Here is a 21,374-nt window from a genome sequence, read left to right as displayed (position 1 = left end):
TTCCTACTGTCGACTGCCTACTATTTACTATCTTTCACTCTATGTACGATCCGCGCTTTTTACCCATCTGCAAAGAAGACCTGGAGGAACTCGGCTGGGATTACGTAGATGTGATCATCATCAGCGCGGACGCCTACGTGGACCACCCGTGTTTTGGGCATGCCGTGGTGGGTCGCCTTTTCGAGCACGAAGGCTTACGCGTGGCAATACTCCCGCAGCCGAACTGGCGCGATGACTTGCGCGACTTCAAGAAGCTTGGCAAGCCGCGAATGTTCTTCGCGATTAGTAGCGGCATGGATTCCATGGTGAACCACTACACCGCGGCAAAGCGCCTCCGCAGCGACGACGCCTTTACTCCCGGCAACAAGGCAGGATTTCGTCCCGATTACGCGACTTACACGTACGCGAAGATTTTAAAGAAACTCTACCCCGATGTTCCGCTGCTGATTGGCGGACTTGAATCGAGCCTGCGCCGCGTGACGCATTACGACTACTGGAGCGACAGACTCAAGCCGAGCATTCTTTTCGATACGCAAGCCGACATTCTCGTGTACGGCATGGGCGAAAAGCCGCTCAAGGAAATCGTGCGCCTTTTGAAGAAGGGCGTACCGTTTTCGAGCCTGCATTCCGTGCCGCAGACGGCCTACCTCGCGCCCAAGGGACAAATTCCTACGACCAAGCAGTGGGAAGACTTGCGCCTCGCAAGCTACGAAGATTGCCTTGAGAGCAAGCGCAATCAAATCGAGAACTGCCGCAAGGTGGATATTGAATGCAACAAATGGTTCCAGCGCCGCATTCTGCAAGATGTCGCAGAACAGACCGTGGTGATTAACCCCGCGTACCCGCCGCTCGAATACGGCGAACTCGACGAGAGCTTTGAATACCCTTACGCCCGCGAACCGCACCCGCGTTACAAGAAACGCGGCAACGTGCCTGCGTTCGACATGATCAAGTTTAGCATCAACACGCACCGCGGCTGTTTTGGCGGTTGCAGTTTTTGCGCCATCAACGCACACCAGGGCAAGTTTATTGCAAGCCGTAGCCGCGAAAGCATTCTGCGCGAAGTCGATTTGATTACGAAGATGGACGGATTCGCCGGCACCATCACCGATTTGGGCGGCCCGAGCGCCAACATGTACAACATGCGCGGCCGCGACCCGAGCCGTTGTCAAAAGTGCGCCCGCCCCAGTTGCCTGACTCCGAAAGTCTGCGACAACATGGACACGCACCACCACGAACTTCTGGAACTCTACCGAGAAGTGCGCAACCACCCTAAGGTGAAGCACCTGTTCATTGGAAGCGGCGTGCGCTACGACATGCTGCTGCAAGAAACCGACGACAAGGAACTGATTCGCGACCACGAGGAATACGCCCGCGAACTGATTGATTATCATGTGAGCGGGCGCCTGAAGGTGGCCCCGGAACATACCAGCGATGCCGTGCTTAAGCTGATGCGCAAGCCGAGCTTTACGCTGTTCCACAAGTTCAAGGAATTCTTTGACGACGAATGCAAGCGCATCGGAAAACGCCAGCAGATTATTCCCTACTTTATCAGTAGCCACCCCGGATGCACCGAGGCCGACATGGCGGAACTTGCACTCGAGACAAAGCAGCTCGGATTCCAGCTGGAACAGGTGCAGGACTTTACGCCGACACCGATGACGATTGCGACCGAGATGTTCTACAGCGAAATGACGCCGGACGGAAAGCCGCTTTACGTAGCGAAAACGCCGGAACAGAAGCGTAGCCAGCGCCAGTTCTTCTTCTGGTACATTCCCGAAAACCGCCCGCAGATTCGCGCGACGCTGGAACGCCTGAAACTTGGCAAGATCGGTCGACTGCTCCTTAGCCGCAGTGCGAAGGCCGAAGGCAAGGAATTCTTCCCGAGCAAGGAACGCGAAGAAAACGCCGAATACCGCGAGCGCGAACAGCAAAAGCGCGAGCAGCGCGCCGTCACCATCGTGCCGCAGAAATCCGGCGACAAGGGCCGCTGGGAAAACTCCGCCCGCAAGGAACGCCGCGCCGCACAGTTTGGCAACAACGACGGAAACAAAGGCGGCGAACCGCGCAACGACAGGCGCGACGGCCATCGCGATAACAACGGAGAACCGCGCAAGAGTTTCCATAGCGACCGCAAGTTCAACAACCGCAGCGGCAACAAGGGTCGCGACTTCAACAAAAAAGGCGGCAACAGCCGCCCGGAAAATAGACGCGATAGCTCCCCCGTACAGTTCAGCTCCTCGCGCAGGGGCCGATCCTAGCTCTTCTTGGAATCTTCTTCCGGTTTCGGTTTCGTGTCCTCGAGCAGGTGGTCGGCCCATTCGTCCCAAAAACGGCAGCGTTCGCCATCCAGCTTCATCTTGGCAAACTTCACCGGTTCAGTTTCCGCGGCTAGCGTCACCACAGATTCCTTGTAGGCCTGCGGAAGCCCCGCCACGTGGGCCATTCTCTGCTTGAGTTCGGCAACGGTCGCGTCCAGGATGTCCACCTCGAAACGGCGTTCCACGTAGCGGCGGGTGATAAAGCCGAGTGCCATGAAATAATCGCCCTGGTTACCCTCGGCAAGGTAGTTCCGCTGACGCAGTTCCTTGAGCGCAAGCACAGCCTCTTCGTAGGGCGGGAGCCTCGGGGCTTCGCCTTTCTTCGCGAATTTCTTGTGCAGGAACCAGCCGAGGAACACGAGCAGCAGTACTCCCACCACGATGAGCGCAATGTAGAGCCACTGCGGAAGGCGCGGGTCGTCCAGCGGATCCTCGGCTTCGAGAATATCCGTCTCCTCGCCGGTGGTGCGTGCCGAGACCTTCACTGCCACGGGGTCCGTATTCACCTTGACGGTATCGCTACCCACGACGGCGTTCACTTGCTGCGGGGCAATCAGAAAATCTCCGCTCACGAAGGTATTGAGCGTGGCGAGCCACACAAACTTGGCGCTCCCCTTCGGCATGCCCTCGGTGACCTTTTCGTTCTTCATTTCCTTGACCTCGAAGCTGCCAAGGTTGCCCACGAAACTGGGCAGGTCCACGATAGCATTTTCGGGAGCGGTCACCTGAATTTCGTAATTGAACATGTCGCCCACGAACACCTGGGCGTTATCCACGTTCGCCTTGACGCTCACATCAAAAGCGAAGCAGCAGACTGCAAGAACAAAAAATACAGCTAAAGCTTTTCGGAACATGTAAAACCTCTGTGCCCAAGAATATACAAATTTTACCCGCGCAAAAACTCCCTCTACGGACGACACCGTTTTTTATCTATATTGAGGGAACTTTATGTGCAGACGAATACAAAGCGTACGGAGGGTATTTTGGGCGGCCATTTTCTGTGCCGCTACAGCATTCGCCGCACCAGAAGAGCCGCAATCCACCCTGAGTCAGGACCACGTTTTCTCGATCATAGCGCTCGTGCTGCCGCACAATTCCCTGCACAATTCCAAGACGCTGCACAACTGGCCCTTCTTTGCCTTCGCAGCTCCCGCCTGGTCCTCGAAAATCGGCATGAAAAGCGACCTAGGGAAAATGCTCACGTTCAAGGCTGCAGGCACTTACGATCTGAGCTTCTCGGGACTTGGGCTAAAGTTCGACGCGAACATAGAACTTATCCACCTTCTGGAACTTGGCGTCGAACCCTTCACGGGAACAGCGCTCAATTACGGCGAAACGGCGACACTCATGGGCGTCTACGACCCCGAAAAGAAGGACTACGACCAGGACATCATCTTTACGGACTATGCCTACGGCCTGCGCTACCATGCGGCACTCACCCTGCCGCTACTCGCCTTGCTACCCAAGACAGACTGGACCAAGATTATCCTGAAAGGAACCGCCGAGCTCACCTACTCCGCCTACACCGGCGCCGACGACGGCGAAATCTGGACGGCAGGAAACTCGATTCAGGTAAACGGCCTAAAGTACCGCTACGGCGGAACGCTCATCTACATGCTGCCCTTCAGGCGCGTTCCCATGGCCATGGTGGCAGCAAACGTTAGCGCCTTCAAGCACGCCTACGACTTCGACCCCGTCTACAAGGACTACAATCCCGGTTTCAAGACCATCAGCGTAACTCCGATGCTCTCGATCAAAGTGAGCGAAAACTGGAACGGCATGCTGATGGCGATCATATCGCGCGACCGCGTGTTCGAAAACAGCCGCTACCCCACTACCGAGGAACCCCTGCAGAAGCAGGTTGACAGCGAATGGGACCTCCGCACGATCATGTGCATTTTCTCCCGCAAATTCTAGCATATTTGGCTACCGTCATGACTATCGTATTGTTGCTGTACCTGGCCGCGCTCATGGCAATCGCAATTCGCAGTGCGCGGCGCGTAAAGGGAATCGCCGACTTTTTCGTAGCGAGGAAGGGAGCTTCGGCGCTCATGGTGGCAGGAAGCCTTGTCGCTACGATTCTGGGTGGGTCGGCCGTGATCGGCGCTGTCGATTCCGGCGCGCGACTCGGCGGGGCCGCCAGCTGGTTCATGCTTACGGGTGCGCTCGGCCTGCTTTCGCTGATCCCGTTTGCAGGGCGCGCCTATAGACACGGCAAGTACGCGCTCCCGGACCTCGTAGAAAAGCTATACGGCAAGGGCCCGCGGCTGGTAGCATCTTTAGTGATACCTGTCGCGTGGACCGGCATCGTCGCGGCACAGATTATCGCGGCGGCAAAGCTCCTGATGACCTTCACGCCGCTCAGCTACACGACGGCGGCGGTCACCGCGGCGGTCGTGTTCACAGGCTACACGCTCGCAGGTGGACAACTCTCGATCCTGCGCACTGACTTCATGCAGGCAGGTCTCATCATCGCAGGACTGCTGCTGATTTCGGGTTTCGCCCTCTTCGGCAACAGTGTGAACGTTCCCGCGACAATCCAGTCTGCACCGACATTCCCATTTAACACGAACTTCACGCCCTTCGACCTGTTCCTGCTGATTCTCACTTACGGCACCACCTACACGGCAGGCCCCGACATGTTCAGCCGCGTGTTCTGCGCCAAGGACGAGACAACCGCGAAAAAGGCCATCGGCATGGCAGCAGCGACGCTGATTCCCGTCGCATTCGTCATCGGATTTCTGGCAGTGTACGGCACCGGCCTCGAAAACGTGCAGGGAGCGCACATCACCGCAATTGCAAGGCAGGTCCTGCCGCAGCCGCTGATTCCGCTAATCGCACTTGCCCTCCTGAGCGTGGTACTGAGCAGCGCCGACACCACCTTGCTCAGCAGTTCCGTGATTCTTTGCGGACTTTTCGGCAAGGCCGGCACGCAGCTTTCCAGGGCGCGCCTCGTGATTCTGCTGAACGGCATCGTGGCACTCCTGCTCGCGCTCGTATTCACCGACATCATCGGCACGCTCCTGCTCGCGCTCGCCGTCTACGCAGGCGCCTTCACCATCCCAATCCTCTGGGGACTTTCCGGTATGCGTTCCAGGCCGACCGCCGTCGCCGTCGGAATCGTCCTGGGCGGCCTCCTTTCGCTTGCCGGCAAGCTCTGTCCGCCGCTCCCCGCACTCGGTGCGCATACCGGTGATATCCTAACCATTGCGGCGTTCATCGTAAACGGGGCATGCCTATTCCTAGGACGCACAAAATAAAGCGCTTCAGTCGGCGCTAATTACTTTATTCAAAATCTTCTGGCTGCGGATGGCGACTGTCGGGTGTTCGCGGTACACCACCGCAAAAAGCCTGGTGTAGGGAATTTCCGCTTCGGCAAGGTTACGCATCGCGGCCTTCGCCACCTTTTTCCCGAGCTTGTCAAAGGCGTAACGGTCCGCTTCGTATTCCTGGTGCCAGCAATATAGGTGAAAGACGATGCGGAAAGGAACTGCGGCAAGGTGCAGCCACAGCACCGCCTTGTACAGCGGCATTCCATAGCTTGCCAAAAGAAAGGCGAAAAGCCACACGGCAAGCATCAGCAGGACAACCTTCGAGAGGTTGCGCAATACACCGTGGCGGAACGCGGCATGGCCCTCTTCGTGCATCTTCACGAACTGCCCCTCGAGCGGTTCCTTGCGATTCTCGGGAAGCGGCACGATGTCGTTGACCAGGGGAATCAGGCGAAGAACTGCGAAAAGGCCGCCACGCAGCTGTGTTGCGCGGCGCTCGCGGATTTCTAGATACAGGCGAGCCACGAATTCCAGGAACAGGAGCCCCCAGAGCAGATAGTCAGAAAGGATCATTCGAGCCTAGTTCCCTTAACGATGGAACTTAGGCGACGCATCTTCTCCTCGACGCGCAACTTTTCCCATTCGGTAAAGCCCTTGTCGATCGGGTGTGCATCATCGTAGTCGTCAAAAATTTCGCGACCGCGCTCGTTGTCCTTGTCGAGGCCGTGCGTCACGCGCTCGAGCCAGTCCTTTTCAAGCTGGCGGTATCGTTTGACGAGTTCCTCGAATGTTTCCGGCAGCGGAACGATACGCAACACTTCCTTGTTGCTCTCGTTCGTCACCATGCGGCGCAATTCCTTGACGGGCTGCATCTGCAGGGCCGGATCGTTCACAACCAGCGTGATAATGGATTCAAGGACAAAACGCTCCATGTATTCTAGGTAGGTATGCAGGGCCTGCTGGCGCACTCGTTCGCGCATGAAGTTCTCACCGAGTCCATCGATGTCCGCCTTCGTGTACACGTCGCGAATCTTCTGGACTTGCAGGCGCTGGTACGCCTCGAACACATTGTGCAACACTTCTGCGCTAAAAATGCTATAGAAGGCCGGCTGCACGAACCCCTTGCCGCGCAGGGAATACTTGTACTGGTTGCGGTCCAGCGCATAGGCGTTGCAGGCATAATTCCAGCCGGGTACGATCTCGTTTAGCCTCGGGGCCACTCCCATGAGCTGCGGGTCGCCGGGCTTGATCAACGAGAACGGGAAACGAACCCGCTGCGGAAGCGTGGTCACCCCAGTCGCAATCAAGGTAAACGGAGCTTCGCGGTAATTCGCGGGGAACTTGATGTTCACGCCGAGTCCAAAGAACATTCCCTGTCCGGGCATGACTTCCTGGTCGGGCATACGGCCAGTGTGGTTGCTGCCCACGTTGGCGCCATAACCCAGATTGCCACAACCGTCGGGCCAGAGAGCTGCGATCAGGAGCGAATGGTGATGCATCTGGGTCATGGGACCCATGTAGGAACTATTCACCTCGCCTTCCTCGATATGGCAGCAGGGCGCAATGATCGACGACTTCACGATTGCCTTGCAGGCAACCTTCGTGCGACTCATCAGGACAGATCCCTGGACTTCGGCGCCCGTGTGAATAGTGACACCCATCTGCACGTTCGAATTCTCGAGAATCACGGAATCGTAGACGTGGCTAGGCATTTCGAGCGACGAGAGTACAACCGAATTACGAATCTTCTCGGCACCCTCGATACGAGCATGCGCACCGATCCAGCTGTTGCGAATAATGTTCGTGTTGCAAATGACGGCACCCTTACCGACAATACCGAAAGGAAGCGCCGTATCCTCGCGATAAGCCGCGAGCTGGTCGGCAAAGGCCTTGGCCACTTCGGCATCAGCCTTGTGGAAAAGCTGAACATCTACCAGGTCGGTGGAAATTTCCGGGAACACGAGCACGCTGCGCCCACCCATCTCGTTACCCACATGCATGGCGTTACCCACCATGTAGCTAATCTTGCCGCTACTCACGATAGTGCCCACGTTCTGCAGTACGGAACTACTGCGCACCAGGATATTGCTGAGCATGGCCACCTTGTGCACCAGCGCATTTTCGACAATGCAGTTGTGCACCAGGCTGTCGTAGATACCCGTCGGGAAAGAAACATCACCCGGCAAGAGGAGCGTGCCGAAGAAACGCGGCAAAAAGACTTCGCCCATGAACGACGAACGGAAGATACGGTTCGCATCGAAATCGTTCTCGACCATGACCTTGCTCCAGGATTCGGAGCGATTACCGTTCTTTTCGAGCGTCTGTATTTCGGCTTCGGTAAGAGGCCGATACTTAGCCGTCGCCGCCTTGATCGCCTTGAAATTCTCGACGGAGGAAGCCAAAACACTGTTCTTGAGCACTTTTTTCAATTTCAACAATCGCTGCATACCCTAAAAATAGACTAAATTCTAGGCGATGATGAAAGAGTTTCTCTATAATTTGATACGAAAACACAAATACGAGATTTCTATTTACACTGCCGAAATCTTCGAACGGCGGTGTCAGGAAGAAATTATCCGCAGCGATGAGGATAACAGCTCCTTCGTCTACCTGGAATTTGACTTCGAATCGCTCCATAAGCTCATTCCCGACGAAAACAACTACAACCTTTTCTGGGACATAACCCTCGCCGCACTCAACAAGGGCCGCCGCATAAGCGACATCGTCGGGTTCCTCGAGAACGATACCGGAATCGGCATGCTCCTGCTTGACTCCAAGCTCGAAGGATGGAACCGCGTCAAGGGGCGCATCCTGCAGATGGCAAACGTCCAGAGTTTCCCGGACATGGACAAAATCATCTCCGGCACAGTCAAGCCTATTCTCTACCCAACCTGCATCCAGAACATGACGCAGGCCTCCATAAGCGTTTAGATTCATGAAACTTCTCGTCATCGGTTCCGTCTATCCGCGTTTTCACGAAGACGCAGAAGTTCCCTGGTTGCGCACCTCGGTCGCCCACCTTAAAAAGGCGGGGCTCGAAGTACAGGTGCTCGCCCCCGCCTACAAGGGACTGAAAAGTCACGAAATCGACGGCGTGAAGGTGAACCGTTTCCGCTACGCCCCCGCAAACTGGGAATTCCTCACGCACGAAGAAGGCGCCCCATCCAAAATGGCGAACAAGCCGTGGCTACAGCTCCTCGCGATTCCCTACATCATCAGCGGATTCTTCAAGTGTATCCGGATCTGCCGTAAGTTCAAGCCCGACGTGATCCATGCGCACTGGCCATTTCCGCACGCCTACATCGCGCTCGGGGCAGCAAAGCTTTTCCGGATCCCGCTAGTCCTGAACTTTCACGGCGCCGAGCTCCTGCTTATCCGCAAAAAGAAATGGGTCAGGCCGCTCCTGAAATTCGCCATCGGCCAGGCAAATGCCGTGTTTGCGAATTCGAGCTTCACCGCGGGCAAGATCAAGGCTATCCGCAACGTGGACGTAGAATGGAGCCCTTACGGAACAACGCTCGAAGTCGGCAAGAAGAACGCCGAGCCACACGATGTCAACGGCAAGTTCAAGATACTTTTCGTCGGACGCCATATCGAGCGCAAAGGAATCTGCTACCTGATCGAAGCAGCTAAGTATCTGCCGCGCGACCAGTTCGAAATCCGTATCGTCGGCGTCGGCGACCTTACCGAAGAATTAAAGAAGCAGGCAGATGCACTGTGTCATCCTGAGCACAGTGAAACGGAGTCGAAGGATCTACCCGCCGAAGTCATCTTTACCGGAAAGCTTTCGCCCGAAGCGCTTGCAAGCGAATACAGAACCGCTAACGTGTTCACGCTCCCCGCCATCGTCGACAGCAAGGGCGATACCGAAGGGCTCGGCGTCGTGCTCATCGAAGCGATGGAGCTTGGGCTTCCCGTCGTCGCAAGCAACGTGGGCGGCATCCCCGACGTGGTCATCGACGGTATATCGGGAATTCTCGTTCCCGAAAAGAATCCCGAAGCCCTAGCCGACGCCTACAAGCGTCTCGCCGCCGATCCCGAACTCGTAAGGAAGATTCTCGCCGGTGCGGAAAAGCGCATCGACGAATGCTTCACCTGGGACGGCATCATCGCAAGGCAAATCGAAGTCTACAAGAAAGTCATTTCCTAAATCTACAGCTGACTCTGGTTAAAGATCCAGCTTGGCATTTCGGCCGTGTCAGGCCACTTGACATCGGGGAATACCGTTCCATCCATATTCGCAGCAGTCCAGGTCATCTGCTTCTCGCTACTCACGCCATAGCCAGCATCAAAGTCGCTCGCAATCGTCCTGCCGTCCGTCGACACGTTCATCTCGCCTTCCTGAGAAGAGGTTGTCAATAGCGAGCCGTTCGGGAACTTGATTACAAACGTTGCCCCAAGTCCAGAAGGTAGCGCCGGATTCGCTTCTCCGCTCGGAAGAACCGCGGCGGACGAATCGTTCGGCGTGCAGCCCATGAGACAACCGAAGAAGGGCTCGCTCGACTGCGCCCAAACAATCTTCAAGGTCGTGAAGCCCATCATGGAGGCAACGCATTCCATGGCGATATTCATCGTAAAGCTGCTGGTACTCGTCGCCTCGGTCACCATATCTTCATCCCTGTGTATCACCCTGTACTCGAAACGTCCCATATATCTCGAAGCGTACGGCGTAGTCACATAGCTGCCCGTTTCCGTGAGGCATTGATTCGAAAGTTTTGAAGGCGGCGAAATTTCCATTGAGCCGGAATCTTCCTCCTTCTGGGACGCTTCAAAATTATCAAGATCCAGGTAGTAGATCGCATCGGATCTTTCGAGCCAGTAGAACTTGCCCTTCACCGCCACGAGAGAGCCCAGGTGCGATGCCGTTCCGGACATCGCCTTGCTGCTGTGATTCGTAAGTTTCGTCTGCGTACCGCTATCCAGGGCGTAGCGGTAATAGTAGCCATCCGAAGCCTGGTAGAACAGGTTGTCTCCATGCGAAGCTAGCCTGTAGTTGTTCGCAGGGAAAGACACCGACGCTGGGACAACTTTCTTTTCTTTCAAACCTTTCGAAGCACAGTTTATCGAAAGACCGCTAACACAGACGTAATAAGCCGTAGCCTGCAAATCAGCCGGCGAGCTAAGACCATCCATAAAGGTAGTCAGTTTCGGTCGTTCTCCCATCTGCCAATCAACATTGTTCAGGTCCGCACTGACAACGACGCCGTTTGGACTGTCCCAGGCGACCGACGCATAGAGCACGCCGTCAGAGACAATGAGATCCTTGAACGCCTTGTAGGAATCATCCTGGTCGTAAACTCTATCTACAATTTTGACAGGAGATGCAGAAAGGTCGACCTTACCCTTATCAAGAGGAATGCCCATGATGGAATTGCCGTCCTTGTAGTAGATGCCGGAAGCATTCACGGCAATTGCCGACTTGCCTAGTCCCGAAATATAGCGAACAAGAGTATCGCCCTTGATTTGTAGCTCTCCCTCGCCGCTTTGCGACAGCACATTCATCGCAATCAGGTTTCCACCCACGATATAGACGACGAGCCCGTTTTCGAAGGCGGCAATCGCAGTCAGCGTATCCGTCGTCGCAGCACTGATCCAGTTCCTCGTCCCGTCATGGACGTTGTACCAGCCAATCGTTATCTGCTCGTCATCGGAGCCCGTATAGACAATATATTTGTCTCCCATCGGAAGTGCCAGCTCCAGATCGCTACCGGAAACAACCTCCTCCGTACCGGACGGAGCGTTCGATGCACTGGCCGAATCGTCGGAACAGGCAACAATCCCCGACAAAACCAAAAATAAGGGTATGATACCGAACAATTTACGCATTGCAACCTCCCCAGGTTCCTTCCACATGAATATATATTAAAAAACTGGTAAAGGTTAGTGATTGCGCTCAATTTCTTACTGGAACGAAATTACCCACATGTCTGCATCGGACCCCACGCGCACGGGCGGGCCCCAGCAATCCACGCCGGCGCTCACGAGCCAGCGCACGCCATCGAGAACCCCTTCGCCGTAAGCGAGCCGCCAGACGAAATTGATGACGACGGTCCCCGGGAAAAACTGGCCATTATGCGTATGACCGGAAAGGGCATAGTCGGGCAGACGCCCGGAATGTTCCGCCTCGATCCCCTTCGGCTGGTGATCCAGAAGAATCCACGGAAGCGCCGAATCTTTCGGGGCCAGGGTTGCTAGCGGCAAGCGTTCCACATCGCGGCCACGCGCCACCATGAAGTCCGTGCGTCCCGTAAAGCAGGCCCTTTCGAGACAGGCCGTCGAATCATCTAGCACCACGAAGCCCACCTTGCGCATCCATTCGTCAGGATTAGAACCGTTACGCTCCTGCATGGATTCGTGGTTTCCGTTAATCCCAACGGCAGCAATCTTGGCTTTCGAGGTGAGCTGCCTGAACAAGGTATCGTAGCCCCATTCGTCCAGCTGCATCGAGGATACGTCGGCAAGGTCGCCACCAAAAAGCAGATAGTCGGGCGCAATGGAATCCAGGTCGGCAATCATGTGTTCCAGTTTTTTGCGATCAAAAAGCGGATCCACATGAATGTCGCTGAAGAAGACCGCCGTAAAGGCTTCGGTGCGGGGCCGCGCATCTTGCCCGGAACCAGCGACCGTTTCCGTGACAGAACGCACCGGTAAACTGACCGTCGTATTGATGAGTCTATACTCGGCGTTGTGCGGCACACCAAAGGCTATGAGGCCCACCGTCAGCGAAAGTGTCACCGCGAGAAGAACGCGACACACGCGTGTCACTGTCTGCGGCAAGAGCGCACGACGCGTCACGATGCGTCGCATCAGCCGGAACAGGCCCCAGGGAATGTACAGCAACAGCGCCTGGCAAAGCCACACCGAAGTGAACGCCACGGCGGCACTACCGACAAGAGTATCACGGAACATCATGCCGAGGAAAATGGCCAGCAGAACTGCAAGCCCAATCAGTTTCCCCCTTTTGCCCGGTATGACAGGACTCAGGTTCAGATAAATCAGCGTGAGCCCCGCAACTAAGATAATCAAGAAAATAGGCATTAGACTAAATATAAAATTTCTAAGGTGTCAGCAGCAGTTTATTATTTTCCTGGAGGCCGTCGTTGTCGAAGCGGACGGTGGGATTCTTGCCGGTCTTGTAAGCTTCATCGCTTTCGTAGAGGGAAAGGGCTACTGAAACGCCAGGCTGCGTTGCGAGATTTGCCGCACCTGCCGGAACATCGCCGCCGAACGAGAACTGCTGCGAAGCGCCATCCTTGAACGTACCCTTGGGAATGCGGATGGTTTTGCCCAACTGCGCGATGGCCGCGCCTGTGCTGTCCACGAATTCTGCCACCAGATACACATCGAAGAAACAGGGCGCCACGCCGGTGTTCTTGACGGTAATGTTCAATGTGCTCGTCGTATCCTTGGCACTTACGACGGTCAAAAGTTCCGCCTGCGTTACCGTGAAATTGTACCCGATGACCTTGCTCATGGAATCGGCCAGCGCCTTGTTGTCCTTGTAGAAATAGTAACCACAGTCGTTGTCCTGGTCCAACACGTAGTAGGTCAAGTGCGCTGTGGTAATCGCATCCACCCAGCGTTCCGCAGTCCACTTCTGGCTGCCTCCGGGAATCAGGTCGTCGTAGGTCAGCATCGTCCTGTAACCGGCGATGTTCTCGGCAATGGTCGGGAGGTTCGCGTTGTATGCCCGCAGCAAGGTATCGGGCCTACCGGGAATGCCAATGAACCCATCGTCGCGCTTGGTAATGCCGAGGTCCAGCGCATGCGTATAGACATCGCCAAAACCGTTGGAGGGCAGCACCAGCTGAGTCTTCTTGAACACGGACGCATAATAGTCCAGCATGTCCTTCAGCACCGAGTCGGCAGGCATCACGCTCCCCAACATGTGCGAGGTATGCCATTCGCCCCATTCGCCAAAAGTGCGAACATCAATGTATTCGATACGCGGGTCGCCGTCGTATTTTTCGGCCAGGGCCTTCGCGAACTCCTTCGCCGCCCAAATGTAGATGGAATCGTCCCAGACGGGAGCGTACGCATGGTATTCCGTCCCCCGCAAGTCAATCTGGATTTTCTTCGCGCCCATCTCATAGACAAAGGGCGGAGTCCAGTCGTATTCTTCTTGGGGCGGGAAGTCGCTCTTGATAAACGAAGGCGTGTACGGCAGCACGCGCAGGGCGTAAGTCATATTGTGCTCGGCAAGTGCGTTCAGCAGTTTTTCCAGTTCCGTCCAGTCGTAAACGCCCTTTGCGGGGTTCAGCTTGTTCCACTGCTGGTAACCGGAGCCGTACGAAACCAGGTCCCACGCCCTGTTGTTCAGGGAACCGTAAGGGCCATATTCAAATTCCGGGACAAAAGTCCACGCGCCACCCGTCGGCACCGTGAAGCCCTTGTGCGGGTTAGAAAGCGGCCCGTCGAAAGGCTTGAGCGCGTAGGTGATTTTGGAGGTGTCTGCAACAGGAACCGCGGAAGAGTCTGCGCTACTGGATCCTATCGCTCCGCTCCAGGATGACGATGAGAGTAAAGAGCTACTAGACGCGACTTCTGCCGAAGAACTCGGCGTCACTGCAGACGAAAATGGCGCGGCATCCGAAGAACTTGATTCTTCTACCGCACTGCTTTCGCCGCCTTCTGGACCGGAACTGCTTCCATCATCGCCACAGGCAGACAACATAATGGCTACGGCAGCCAGAAAGGCCTTGAGGTCATTGCACTTCATAAAATCTCCAGGTGTTTTTCTTAATATATGTTTTAATCGGACAGATGGTGTTTTTTATGAGATTTTACACAAAAATGTTGAATTTAACTTATTTACGCTATGAAAATGCGTATAGAGTGCTTTTGCGAAAGTTTTACTTCTTCTTGATGCGGAAGACTAACTGTCCCTTGGAATTCTTACTTTCCTCAAAATACTCCGTGGCGCGGATAAGGGCAGGCCACTTGGCGTAGCCAAAGTTCTTGGGGCTCAGCGAAATCTGGCGGTTGATCTGCTGTGAAATCTTGGATGCAATTGCCCAGCCCGCTTCATCGGCCTCTTCGCTGATTGCCTTGCGGATGGCGTTCATGATTTTCGCGTTGCCGCGCAGCTTGTTGCGGTCGAGTGGTTCGATGTTGTTCGTCGCCTCGTCCGATTCGGTCGGCTTCTTGAACTTGTCGATGTAGATGAAGGAATTGCACGAATCGATGAACGGCTGCGGCGTCTTTTCTTCGCCGAACCCGATGACCTGTTTTGACTTGGCCCTAAGTTTCATGGCAAGCGGAGTGAAATCCGAATCGCTACTCACGATGGCGAAAATGTCGATGCTCTCCGTGAACAAGAGTTCCATCACGTCGATAGTCATCGCGAGGTCGGTCGCATTCTTCCCCTTCGTGTAGGGGAACTGCTGTATCGGCTGAATCGCAAACGGATGCAAGACCTCTTCCCAGGGGTTGCTACCTTTCCAGTTGCCATACGCCCTGCGGATGCTCGTCTCCCCGAACTTGGAGAGTTCTTCCATGATGCCGTAGATGGCGTCTGCCTTGGCGTTGTCGCAGTCGATAATCAGGGCTATTTTCTTTTCCGTGTCCATAGTAGGGAATATATGATTTTTTTCACTTAGGGGCTAGGAAAACAGAGCTTTTACAGAAAATGTAAAGCAATGAACAAAACGCTTTTTTTCGCTAAAAAACGCAATTTGAAGGATTGAAGAATTTTTGCGAACTTTCTCCCCTCGAAATCCTGAAAGAAATAATCTTTATTTGATATTGGGAAAACATATATATTTAACAATATTACTATAGGAGCAAAATAAATGTCAGTAAACAACTATGAAAAATTTCTTGAGGATCCACTGAAGTTGGATGAACGCCTTCCTACAATAGAGGAAGTTTTGCTGGCAATGGATGTATTCTTAGTAAGAATAATTGACTTGAATGGCGAAGATGATAATGAAAAAGATAGTTTCATAAATGTTCGGACTCGTTTAACCGAGGTTAAGAAGGGGAATAAGAATATTGAAAAAAGGGATATTTTATTATGGTTTAAATATTTTGGTTTAGATAAAATTCAAACAAATATCTTTATTGAAAAATATGTAAAGTACCTTAAAGCTCCTATGGCGAGAGCGTCTGACAAAAATTTTTATATTCAAACTTTGATGCGCTCTTTTTTTATGGATGCATTTGGCTTGAACCAAAATTATTATTCTAGTGAATGGATGAACGCAAAACCATCTAACAATAAGCCGTTTACGGCGTTATTGAAAGGACTTGATTTTGATGAAAAATCAATCAAAATAGAGAACGAAAACCAAGCAAGAATACTAAATAATTATAGAAATTGGCTAAATGGAGCAACGCCAGAAATAGATAGTCTTTCTGCTTTTTTGAATCTACTGGAAAAGGGGCCTGTATCGGGACCATTGTTGCAAAAAGAAAAAATACTCGCCTTATGGTTTTGGCAGAAATGCAACGAGATTTATCCAACCTCCTTAAATGCTGAAATGGCGATGAAAAATAATGTAGTTGAATCTAAGGAGGAAAAAGAGCTTTATGATTTATATGCTAAAATAAAAGGACCGAAATTCCCATATTCCCTGCAAGATAACGAGGAACATCTAAAAAGGGTAAAGGAGACTTTTTCTCCATATTCTTATCCATTCATAGTGTTATTAGAAATCAAGCACCTTATATGCAAAGGTGATTATAGCACAGCAATATCATATATAACAAAGATTATCCCTTTTTATTTTTATGTAGGAGATTGTAAAGATTGGGACTGGTATATTTTAGTATTGTCTGTTATCGCCCACGAATACAATGATGATAAAAACGGACTTGACAAAAAAGCAAAAAAAGCAAGAAAGATTTCATTAATAAGCCTCTTAAAGCGTATATATAACTATGGAATTCTGTATGATATAGAGCGGTTAAATTTTCCTCTTGACAATAAAGAAAAAGAAAATATTTATATTAATAATTATAATCGACGCTTTAATGAAAGACTTGATTTTCTCCATCCTTATCAAAAGGTTGACAAGTCAACTACATCTATACCTAAGCCCAATTTAAATAAGCCTAATAAAGATGTGAACTTTGGCAACGCGAAGCATTGTCCTCCAATAGTTCTTTTTACGCAATTAAATGAACCCGATCATGTAAGGGACTTGCTAAAAAAAGGTGCACAAATAGCCAATGTGTCAAACACAAATGATTCTGCATTGTATTGGTGCTTGGTCAATATGGATTTATCGCAACACATGAGCTACGCCAAAACCTATCTTGTTCCTGATGAAAGTCCTTTATATAATGATTCAAATATAAAAGAATATATATATAAAGAAAAACAAGAGTATCTTAATGCTTTTGCAATTGCATTTATATCAAAAAATCAGTTTGATGAACCTGTTTTTCTTCCTCAAAATGGCATTGCGAAAGCATACGAAGTTTTTAAACGGAATTTTGCCAAACAGATAGAATCGGCAGAGCAAATATTCAAGAGCTTATTACCCCATTATAGGAATCCATCTCGTACTAATCCGCATGCCATTTTCTCAACAACGGTTCTTTCAAATGATAGCATTCTAAATCAAGCTGTTTGCACTTGCAAAATGGATGTGATTTCTGCAGTTGTTGACTTGCATAAACAATATTTAGGAGAGGGAACAATTAAGGAATGGATGAATAAAAATACAAGCTATCATCCTAGAACACCACTTTTCTGGGTAGTCAGACAATTTGAAAAAAAATACGATCGACCAGTTATCGAAAAAGACTTTCAAAATAATCCCTGGCTCCGTATATTTGATTTTGATCCAGCGGACTTGGCGGATTATTGGAGCATGCGTTCTCCCAATAATCCAATAAACTATAACGAAAACAAATTAATGGCTGCACAAGAATTAAGTGATCAAATAAATATGGTTTTTCAGAATATGCAAAATGTGTTAGAGTATAAATATTTAGACGATAATGTTTCTGAAGAAGAATTTTTAGGCATCTTAGATTATTTACTAGATAACCAAGCCCGTCCCATAACAGAATGCGATTGTACTAAAATAAGGCGCCCCAAAGATTATAATGCCGGCTGCTTGGCCGCCGAAATAGGCTGGCTAAACGGTGTAAAAAAAATGACGGAAAACATAATTAAGAACGAATCCATTGATATAGTAAAAAGAGAACTTAGCAAATGGCGTGATAATGCACGAAAGTTTGATAGGGAATGGTCTATGGGTGGGTTTTCTGGAAAATCGGATCATGAAATAAGAGCGCAACGGTGTCGTGAAGTAGCAGAATATCTCCAATCGTTAATCTAAATCAGTATATGATATTTTTCAAGAAAAATGCCGAAATTTATCGAAATTTGACATTTTTAGTTCTCTGAAATTTTTGCAAACTTTCTCCCGTAGGAATCAGACGACTATTATACGATATTTAAAGCGTATCCCGAGTGGGGTACGCTTTTAACATTTAACTACGGAGACCATCATGGCAAACAAGAACATGACCCAGACTGATCTGAACCATCATGCGGATCAGATGAACCCGAATAATTACCAGTACCAGTTGCGTATGAACAATCACGCAGACCAATGTAACCCCAATAACAAGCTTTACCAGGGGAGGAAGAAGTAACTTGTCGATTCATCTAGGCTACAGGGCATTCCTCACTTCTGTGGCCTGGTGAATTTTCGTTCAACCGAAGTACACCAAGTCCATTCAAATGTAGCACTTTTTCGCTGCAATAGATTCCTTTCCTATTGATATTCAAAACAATAGGCATATGAGCCCATTTGACTGAATGGGCAGTGTACTTCTATTACCCCCAAAGGAACAACTATGAAGTCAACAACATGCTTTTCCCGAGCTACGGGAACCCCTCTTTCCGTTTACAATACAGAAGCGGAAGCCCAACAATCTGCAGACTACCAGCTCCGAAACGGCAGGAGCCTTTACGCCTACCGCTGCGAACGCTGTGGCCTATGGCACCTCGCCCCTACCGCATCGCGCATCAACGTCTTGCACAATGCCTGCAATTGCGCCGATAGCTGTGGGCGTCACAAGGACTTATACCTATCGTATGAGGACGCCCTAAAAGCCAAGACAAAGCGGGAATCGGAAGGCGCAGGCCCACTATATATCTATCCGTGCGAGACCCGCTCTGGTTACCATTTAACACACAAGTCGCGCTAGGGGGTAAACGATGTTTTCGATATTCAATTTCGGAAAGCGAAAAAAAGAGCAGGCCCTGCGGGAACGTGAGCAGGCCAAGCGGATTAAGCGCACGGAGCGAAACCTGACCAAGTCTGCGGCCATAAACACTCAGGCGATCGATGTGCTGAACCAATCCATTCTCAATAGCAACGGGATTAAGCAAGGTATTGACGTATTCAACAACCAGGTCGCCGACTTCCAGAAGACCGTTGACGAAAACCGCTCGCTACAAGTGGAACTGCAACAGCAGCAGAACCGCCTGGCGGGATGGGAAGATGACCTGAAGGATCGCAAGGAGGCCATCCGCAAGGAAGAAATATCAATACACATCAGGAGCGAAAATGTCCGCAAGGATGAACAACGCGTTGCCATCAAGGATGCCGATCTTGACGCCGAGCGCCAAAACATCAAAGACGAGCGCTCCGCCATGAAGGAAAGGGTCGCAAAGGCCGAGAAAGCAGAAAAGGAGTACAATCAGGAAAAGGAAACCTACGAAGAAAAGCAGAAAACAGCCGACGCGCTCAAAGATGAATACAAGGCTAAAATAGCGAATCTCGAAACCCGCGAAAAGGAATGTTCCGAAAAGGAATCTTCCATCGCGTCGCGATTGGCCGAAGTGGAGGAAAAGGAAAGAACGTTTGAATCTCGAGAACGCGAAATGCGAGAAGCGTTCGAAGCCGAGAAGGAGCGCTGGGAAAAGGACCACTCCGAGATAGAGAACAATCTTAACGAGAAAATCAAGGAATACGACCGAAAATTGGCCGATATGGAAGCCGTATCCGAAACCTTCGACAACATCAAGTATGATGACAGCGAAGACGGGAAAAAGGCGAAGATTGTAGTCAAGGAAACCATCCGCGTCAGCATCAAGGCTCTTGAGGAATCGATACAAAAATTCAAAGAACTTGACGAGAAATATGCAAGCGGAACATTCAAAGGGTTCTCTGTGCCTATTGACGAAATCAATCTTGCCTACGAAGAACTCAAAAGCCAATACGCCGCCATCAAGGAGCATGCCGAATCTTCAGGCCTCGATTTTTCCGTGTGGCTCGGGAAAATAGAGAACTGCGTTCTCGAAGCCGACAAGTACCTGAAATCGTTCTTTTTTGCGGAAAGCTACAGGAACATAGTCGAAGGCTTGAGTTATTGCAAGGGTTACGAAGACATCATCACCATCTTGAATAATTACGCAAGCACATCGGAAGCCCCAGGTGAAGAAGCCCCGGATACATCGGACGGATGGGTAGACCTGTACAAGGTCCTTTACGACGACGAGTATGATGAAGCCACAGACTACACGGAGTTTGACATCAAACAACTCAAGAGGCAGTACAAGAAGATGGCCAAGATGTTCCATCCGGACAAGGCGACCGAAGATAATCGCGAGGAATACACCGAACGGTTCAAGCAACTGAACGAGGCGTGGGATATACTATCCGACGCGGAAAAGAGAGCGACTTACGACAGTACCTACGTCGCATCAAGAGATTCACACAAAACACGGGAGAAATAACCATGGAAAAAGTAGAAACAAAACTCCACCTGCCGGCCCTAAAGAAGCCGAGCGGAAGCCTTGTCGTTAAGAAAGACGACAAGCCTATCAAGACATTCAACATTGCCTCCGTGCAAAAGCAGGGGGCTTTGGGAAACGTCCTCAAGGGAGACTCCATAAAGCAGAAAATGCAGAAGGAACAGCAGGCGCACAAGGGGCTTGACCTGGTGCTGATGGGTGATTTAACGGGATCTATGTCCGCCTATCACGCAATATTGAAACGTAAGTTTACCGAAATATGCACGACGCTTTTCCAACTCATCCCCAACCTGCGCATAGGCATCATCTTTTACCTGGATCACGGGAGCGGAGACCCCTACATCACGAAGGTCCAGCCGTTAACGGTCAATGTTGAGCAGTTGCAGTCGTTTATCTTGGGTACGCCCGATGGAAACGGCGGTGACACAGATGAAGCGGTCGAAGACGCTCTCCATGATGCACTCGAGATGAACTGGAGTGAAATCAATACGCATTCCATTGTGCTTTTTGGGGATGCCCGGCCACACGAAGTTAGCGAATGCCCTTACCAGCACGACTATTTCAAAATCACCGAGTCGCTTTTCAAGAAGCAGGTCACCATAAACACGGTATACTGCTCGGCAGGCTGCGATTACCGCAGCCAATCTACGCTCTACGAAGTAGAAATCGGCAATTTCAGTCGTCATGTCTCCCGGCTTGACCATCCTAAATTTTTCTCCTGGATTGCGAATGTCACGGGAGGTATAGCCATCGGTGTTGAGCAAATTGACGACATTGTCGACATCATCAAGGGCATGGCGGCAAAGGATGCGGGCAAGATTGACGAATTGGAAAAGGAAGAACTAAAGATTACCTTACGCCCCATTCCAGCATTGGTTCATATCAAGGAGCAAGCGAAGTTGATAGAAGAGAAAAAAAATTATTGGGCTTTGGCGACCTTTCTAAATAAATCGACAAAGTAAACCCCTCCCCGGCCTTAGCGCTCGGGGAGTTTTTTCTCGGACGAATGTCTAAATTCGCCTAACATCCCTGAAAAAGATGTATATTCCCTAAAAGCAA

Annotated in this window: 17 protein-coding genes; 10 read left to right on the top strand and 7 right to left on the bottom strand. The window is 51.4% G+C overall.

What is annotated here, in order from left to right; translation table 11 throughout:
• Positions 1–41 precede the first annotated feature (41 nt).
• A complete protein-coding gene (locus Q0628_RS04270) occupies positions 42–2,261 on the top strand; it encodes a YgiQ family radical SAM protein (RefSeq protein WP_298768480.1) in 2,220 nt (739 codons plus the stop codon).
• On the opposite strand, the gene Q0628_RS04265 is transcribed toward Q0628_RS04270, so the two are convergent.
• Positions 2,258–3,175 carry a hypothetical protein gene (locus tag Q0628_RS04265; RefSeq protein ID WP_298768479.1) on the bottom strand — a complete coding sequence of 306 codons (918 nt, stop codon included), beginning with the start codon at positions 3,173–3,175 and terminating at the stop codon, positions 2,258–2,260. The genes Q0628_RS04270 and Q0628_RS04265 overlap by 4 nt on opposite strands.
• 94 nt (positions 3,176–3,269) lie before the next feature.
• Between Q0628_RS04265 and Q0628_RS04260 the strand changes: the two genes are divergently transcribed.
• Complete coding sequence (locus Q0628_RS04260; RefSeq protein WP_298768478.1) at positions 3,270–4,238, top strand: hypothetical protein; 969 nt, start codon at positions 3,270–3,272, stop codon at positions 4,236–4,238.
• Between the two features lie 17 nt (positions 4,239–4,255).
• Positions 4,256–5,581 (top strand): hypothetical protein, encoded by a 1,326-nt coding sequence (locus Q0628_RS04255; RefSeq protein ID WP_298768477.1) that lies wholly within the window; start codon positions 4,256–4,258, stop codon positions 5,579–5,581.
• Positions 5,582–5,587: 6 nt separating this feature from the next.
• Here Q0628_RS04255 and Q0628_RS04250 read toward each other — a convergent pair whose 3' ends face one another.
• A complete protein-coding gene (locus tag Q0628_RS04250; protein WP_298768476.1) occupies positions 5,588–6,166 on the bottom strand; it encodes a M48 family metalloprotease in 579 nt (192 codons plus the stop codon).
• The gene (locus Q0628_RS04245) at positions 6,163–8,040 is read right to left on the bottom strand and encodes a DUF4954 family protein (protein ID WP_298768474.1); all 1,878 of its coding nucleotides are present in this window, start codon (positions 8,038–8,040) and stop codon (positions 6,163–6,165) included. The genes Q0628_RS04250 and Q0628_RS04245 overlap by 4 nt, the downstream gene beginning before the upstream one ends.
• A 28-nt stretch (positions 8,041–8,068) precedes the next feature.
• On the opposite strand from Q0628_RS04245, the gene Q0628_RS04240 reads away from it, so the two are divergent.
• Both Q0628_RS04240 and Q0628_RS04235 read left to right on the top strand, forming a co-directional pair.
• Complete coding sequence (locus Q0628_RS04240) at positions 8,069–8,524, top strand: hypothetical protein (RefSeq protein ID WP_298768472.1); 456 nt, start codon at positions 8,069–8,071, stop codon at positions 8,522–8,524.
• Between the two features lie 4 nt (positions 8,525–8,528).
• Entirely contained in the window at positions 8,529–9,743 is a 1,215-nt protein-coding gene (locus tag Q0628_RS04235; RefSeq protein WP_298768470.1) for a glycosyltransferase, read from the top strand.
• Between the two features lie 2 nt (positions 9,744–9,745).
• Here Q0628_RS04235 and Q0628_RS04230 read toward each other — a convergent pair whose 3' ends face one another.
• The 4 genes from Q0628_RS04230 to Q0628_RS04215 all read right to left on the bottom strand — a co-directional run bounded on the left by Q0628_RS04230 (position 9,746) and on the right by Q0628_RS04215 (position 15,162).
• Positions 9,746–11,419, bottom strand: coding sequence for a hypothetical protein (locus Q0628_RS04230; RefSeq protein WP_298768468.1), 1,674 nt, complete (start codon positions 11,417–11,419; stop codon positions 9,746–9,748).
• Positions 11,420–11,494: 75 nt separating this feature from the next.
• Entirely contained in the window at positions 11,495–12,631 is a 1,137-nt protein-coding gene (locus tag Q0628_RS04225; protein ID WP_298768467.1) for a metallophosphoesterase, read from the bottom strand.
• A gap of 19 nt (positions 12,632–12,650) precedes the next feature.
• The gene (locus Q0628_RS04220) at positions 12,651–14,312 is read right to left on the bottom strand and encodes a beta-galactosidase (RefSeq protein WP_298768465.1); all 1,662 of its coding nucleotides are present in this window, start codon (positions 14,310–14,312) and stop codon (positions 12,651–12,653) included.
• A 133-nt stretch (positions 14,313–14,445) separates the two neighbouring features.
• Positions 14,446–15,162 (bottom strand): NYN domain-containing protein, encoded by a 717-nt coding sequence (locus tag Q0628_RS04215; protein WP_298768462.1) that lies wholly within the window; start codon positions 15,160–15,162, stop codon positions 14,446–14,448.
• Positions 15,163–15,384: 222 nt separating this feature from the next.
• Here Q0628_RS04215 and Q0628_RS04210 point away from each other — a divergent pair, with 222 nt between their 5' ends.
• The 5 genes from Q0628_RS04210 (at position 15,385) to Q0628_RS04190 (ending at position 21,277) form a co-directional block, all read left to right on the top strand.
• On the top strand, positions 15,385–17,886 hold the full coding sequence (locus Q0628_RS04210; RefSeq protein ID WP_298768460.1) for a hypothetical protein: 2,502 nt from the start codon (positions 15,385–15,387) through the stop codon (positions 17,884–17,886).
• A 172-nt stretch (positions 17,887–18,058) separates the two neighbouring features.
• A complete protein-coding gene (locus tag Q0628_RS04205) occupies positions 18,059–18,205 on the top strand; it encodes a hypothetical protein (protein ID WP_298768458.1) in 147 nt (48 codons plus the stop codon).
• 204 nt (positions 18,206–18,409) lie between these two features.
• Positions 18,410–18,763: a hypothetical protein gene (locus Q0628_RS04200; RefSeq protein WP_298768455.1), complete on the top strand. Its 354-nt coding sequence runs from the start codon at positions 18,410–18,412 to the stop codon at positions 18,761–18,763.
• Between the two features lie 10 nt (positions 18,764–18,773).
• Positions 18,774–20,297 carry a DnaJ domain-containing protein gene (locus tag Q0628_RS04195; protein WP_298768453.1) on the top strand — a complete coding sequence of 508 codons (1,524 nt, stop codon included), beginning with the start codon at positions 18,774–18,776 and terminating at the stop codon, positions 20,295–20,297.
• A 2-nt stretch (positions 20,298–20,299) separates the two neighbouring features.
• The gene (locus tag Q0628_RS04190; RefSeq protein ID WP_298768451.1) at positions 20,300–21,277 is read left to right on the top strand and encodes a hypothetical protein; all 978 of its coding nucleotides are present in this window, start codon (positions 20,300–20,302) and stop codon (positions 21,275–21,277) included.
• Positions 21,278–21,374: the final 97 nt, after the last annotated feature.

The sequence above is a fragment of the uncultured Fibrobacter sp. genome (assembly GCF_937877005.1).
Classification (GTDB): Bacteria; Fibrobacterota; Fibrobacteria; order Fibrobacterales; family Fibrobacteraceae; genus Fibrobacter.
Note: the sequence above shows the minus strand (reverse complement) of the source record. Positions and strands in the feature narration are given on the sequence as shown.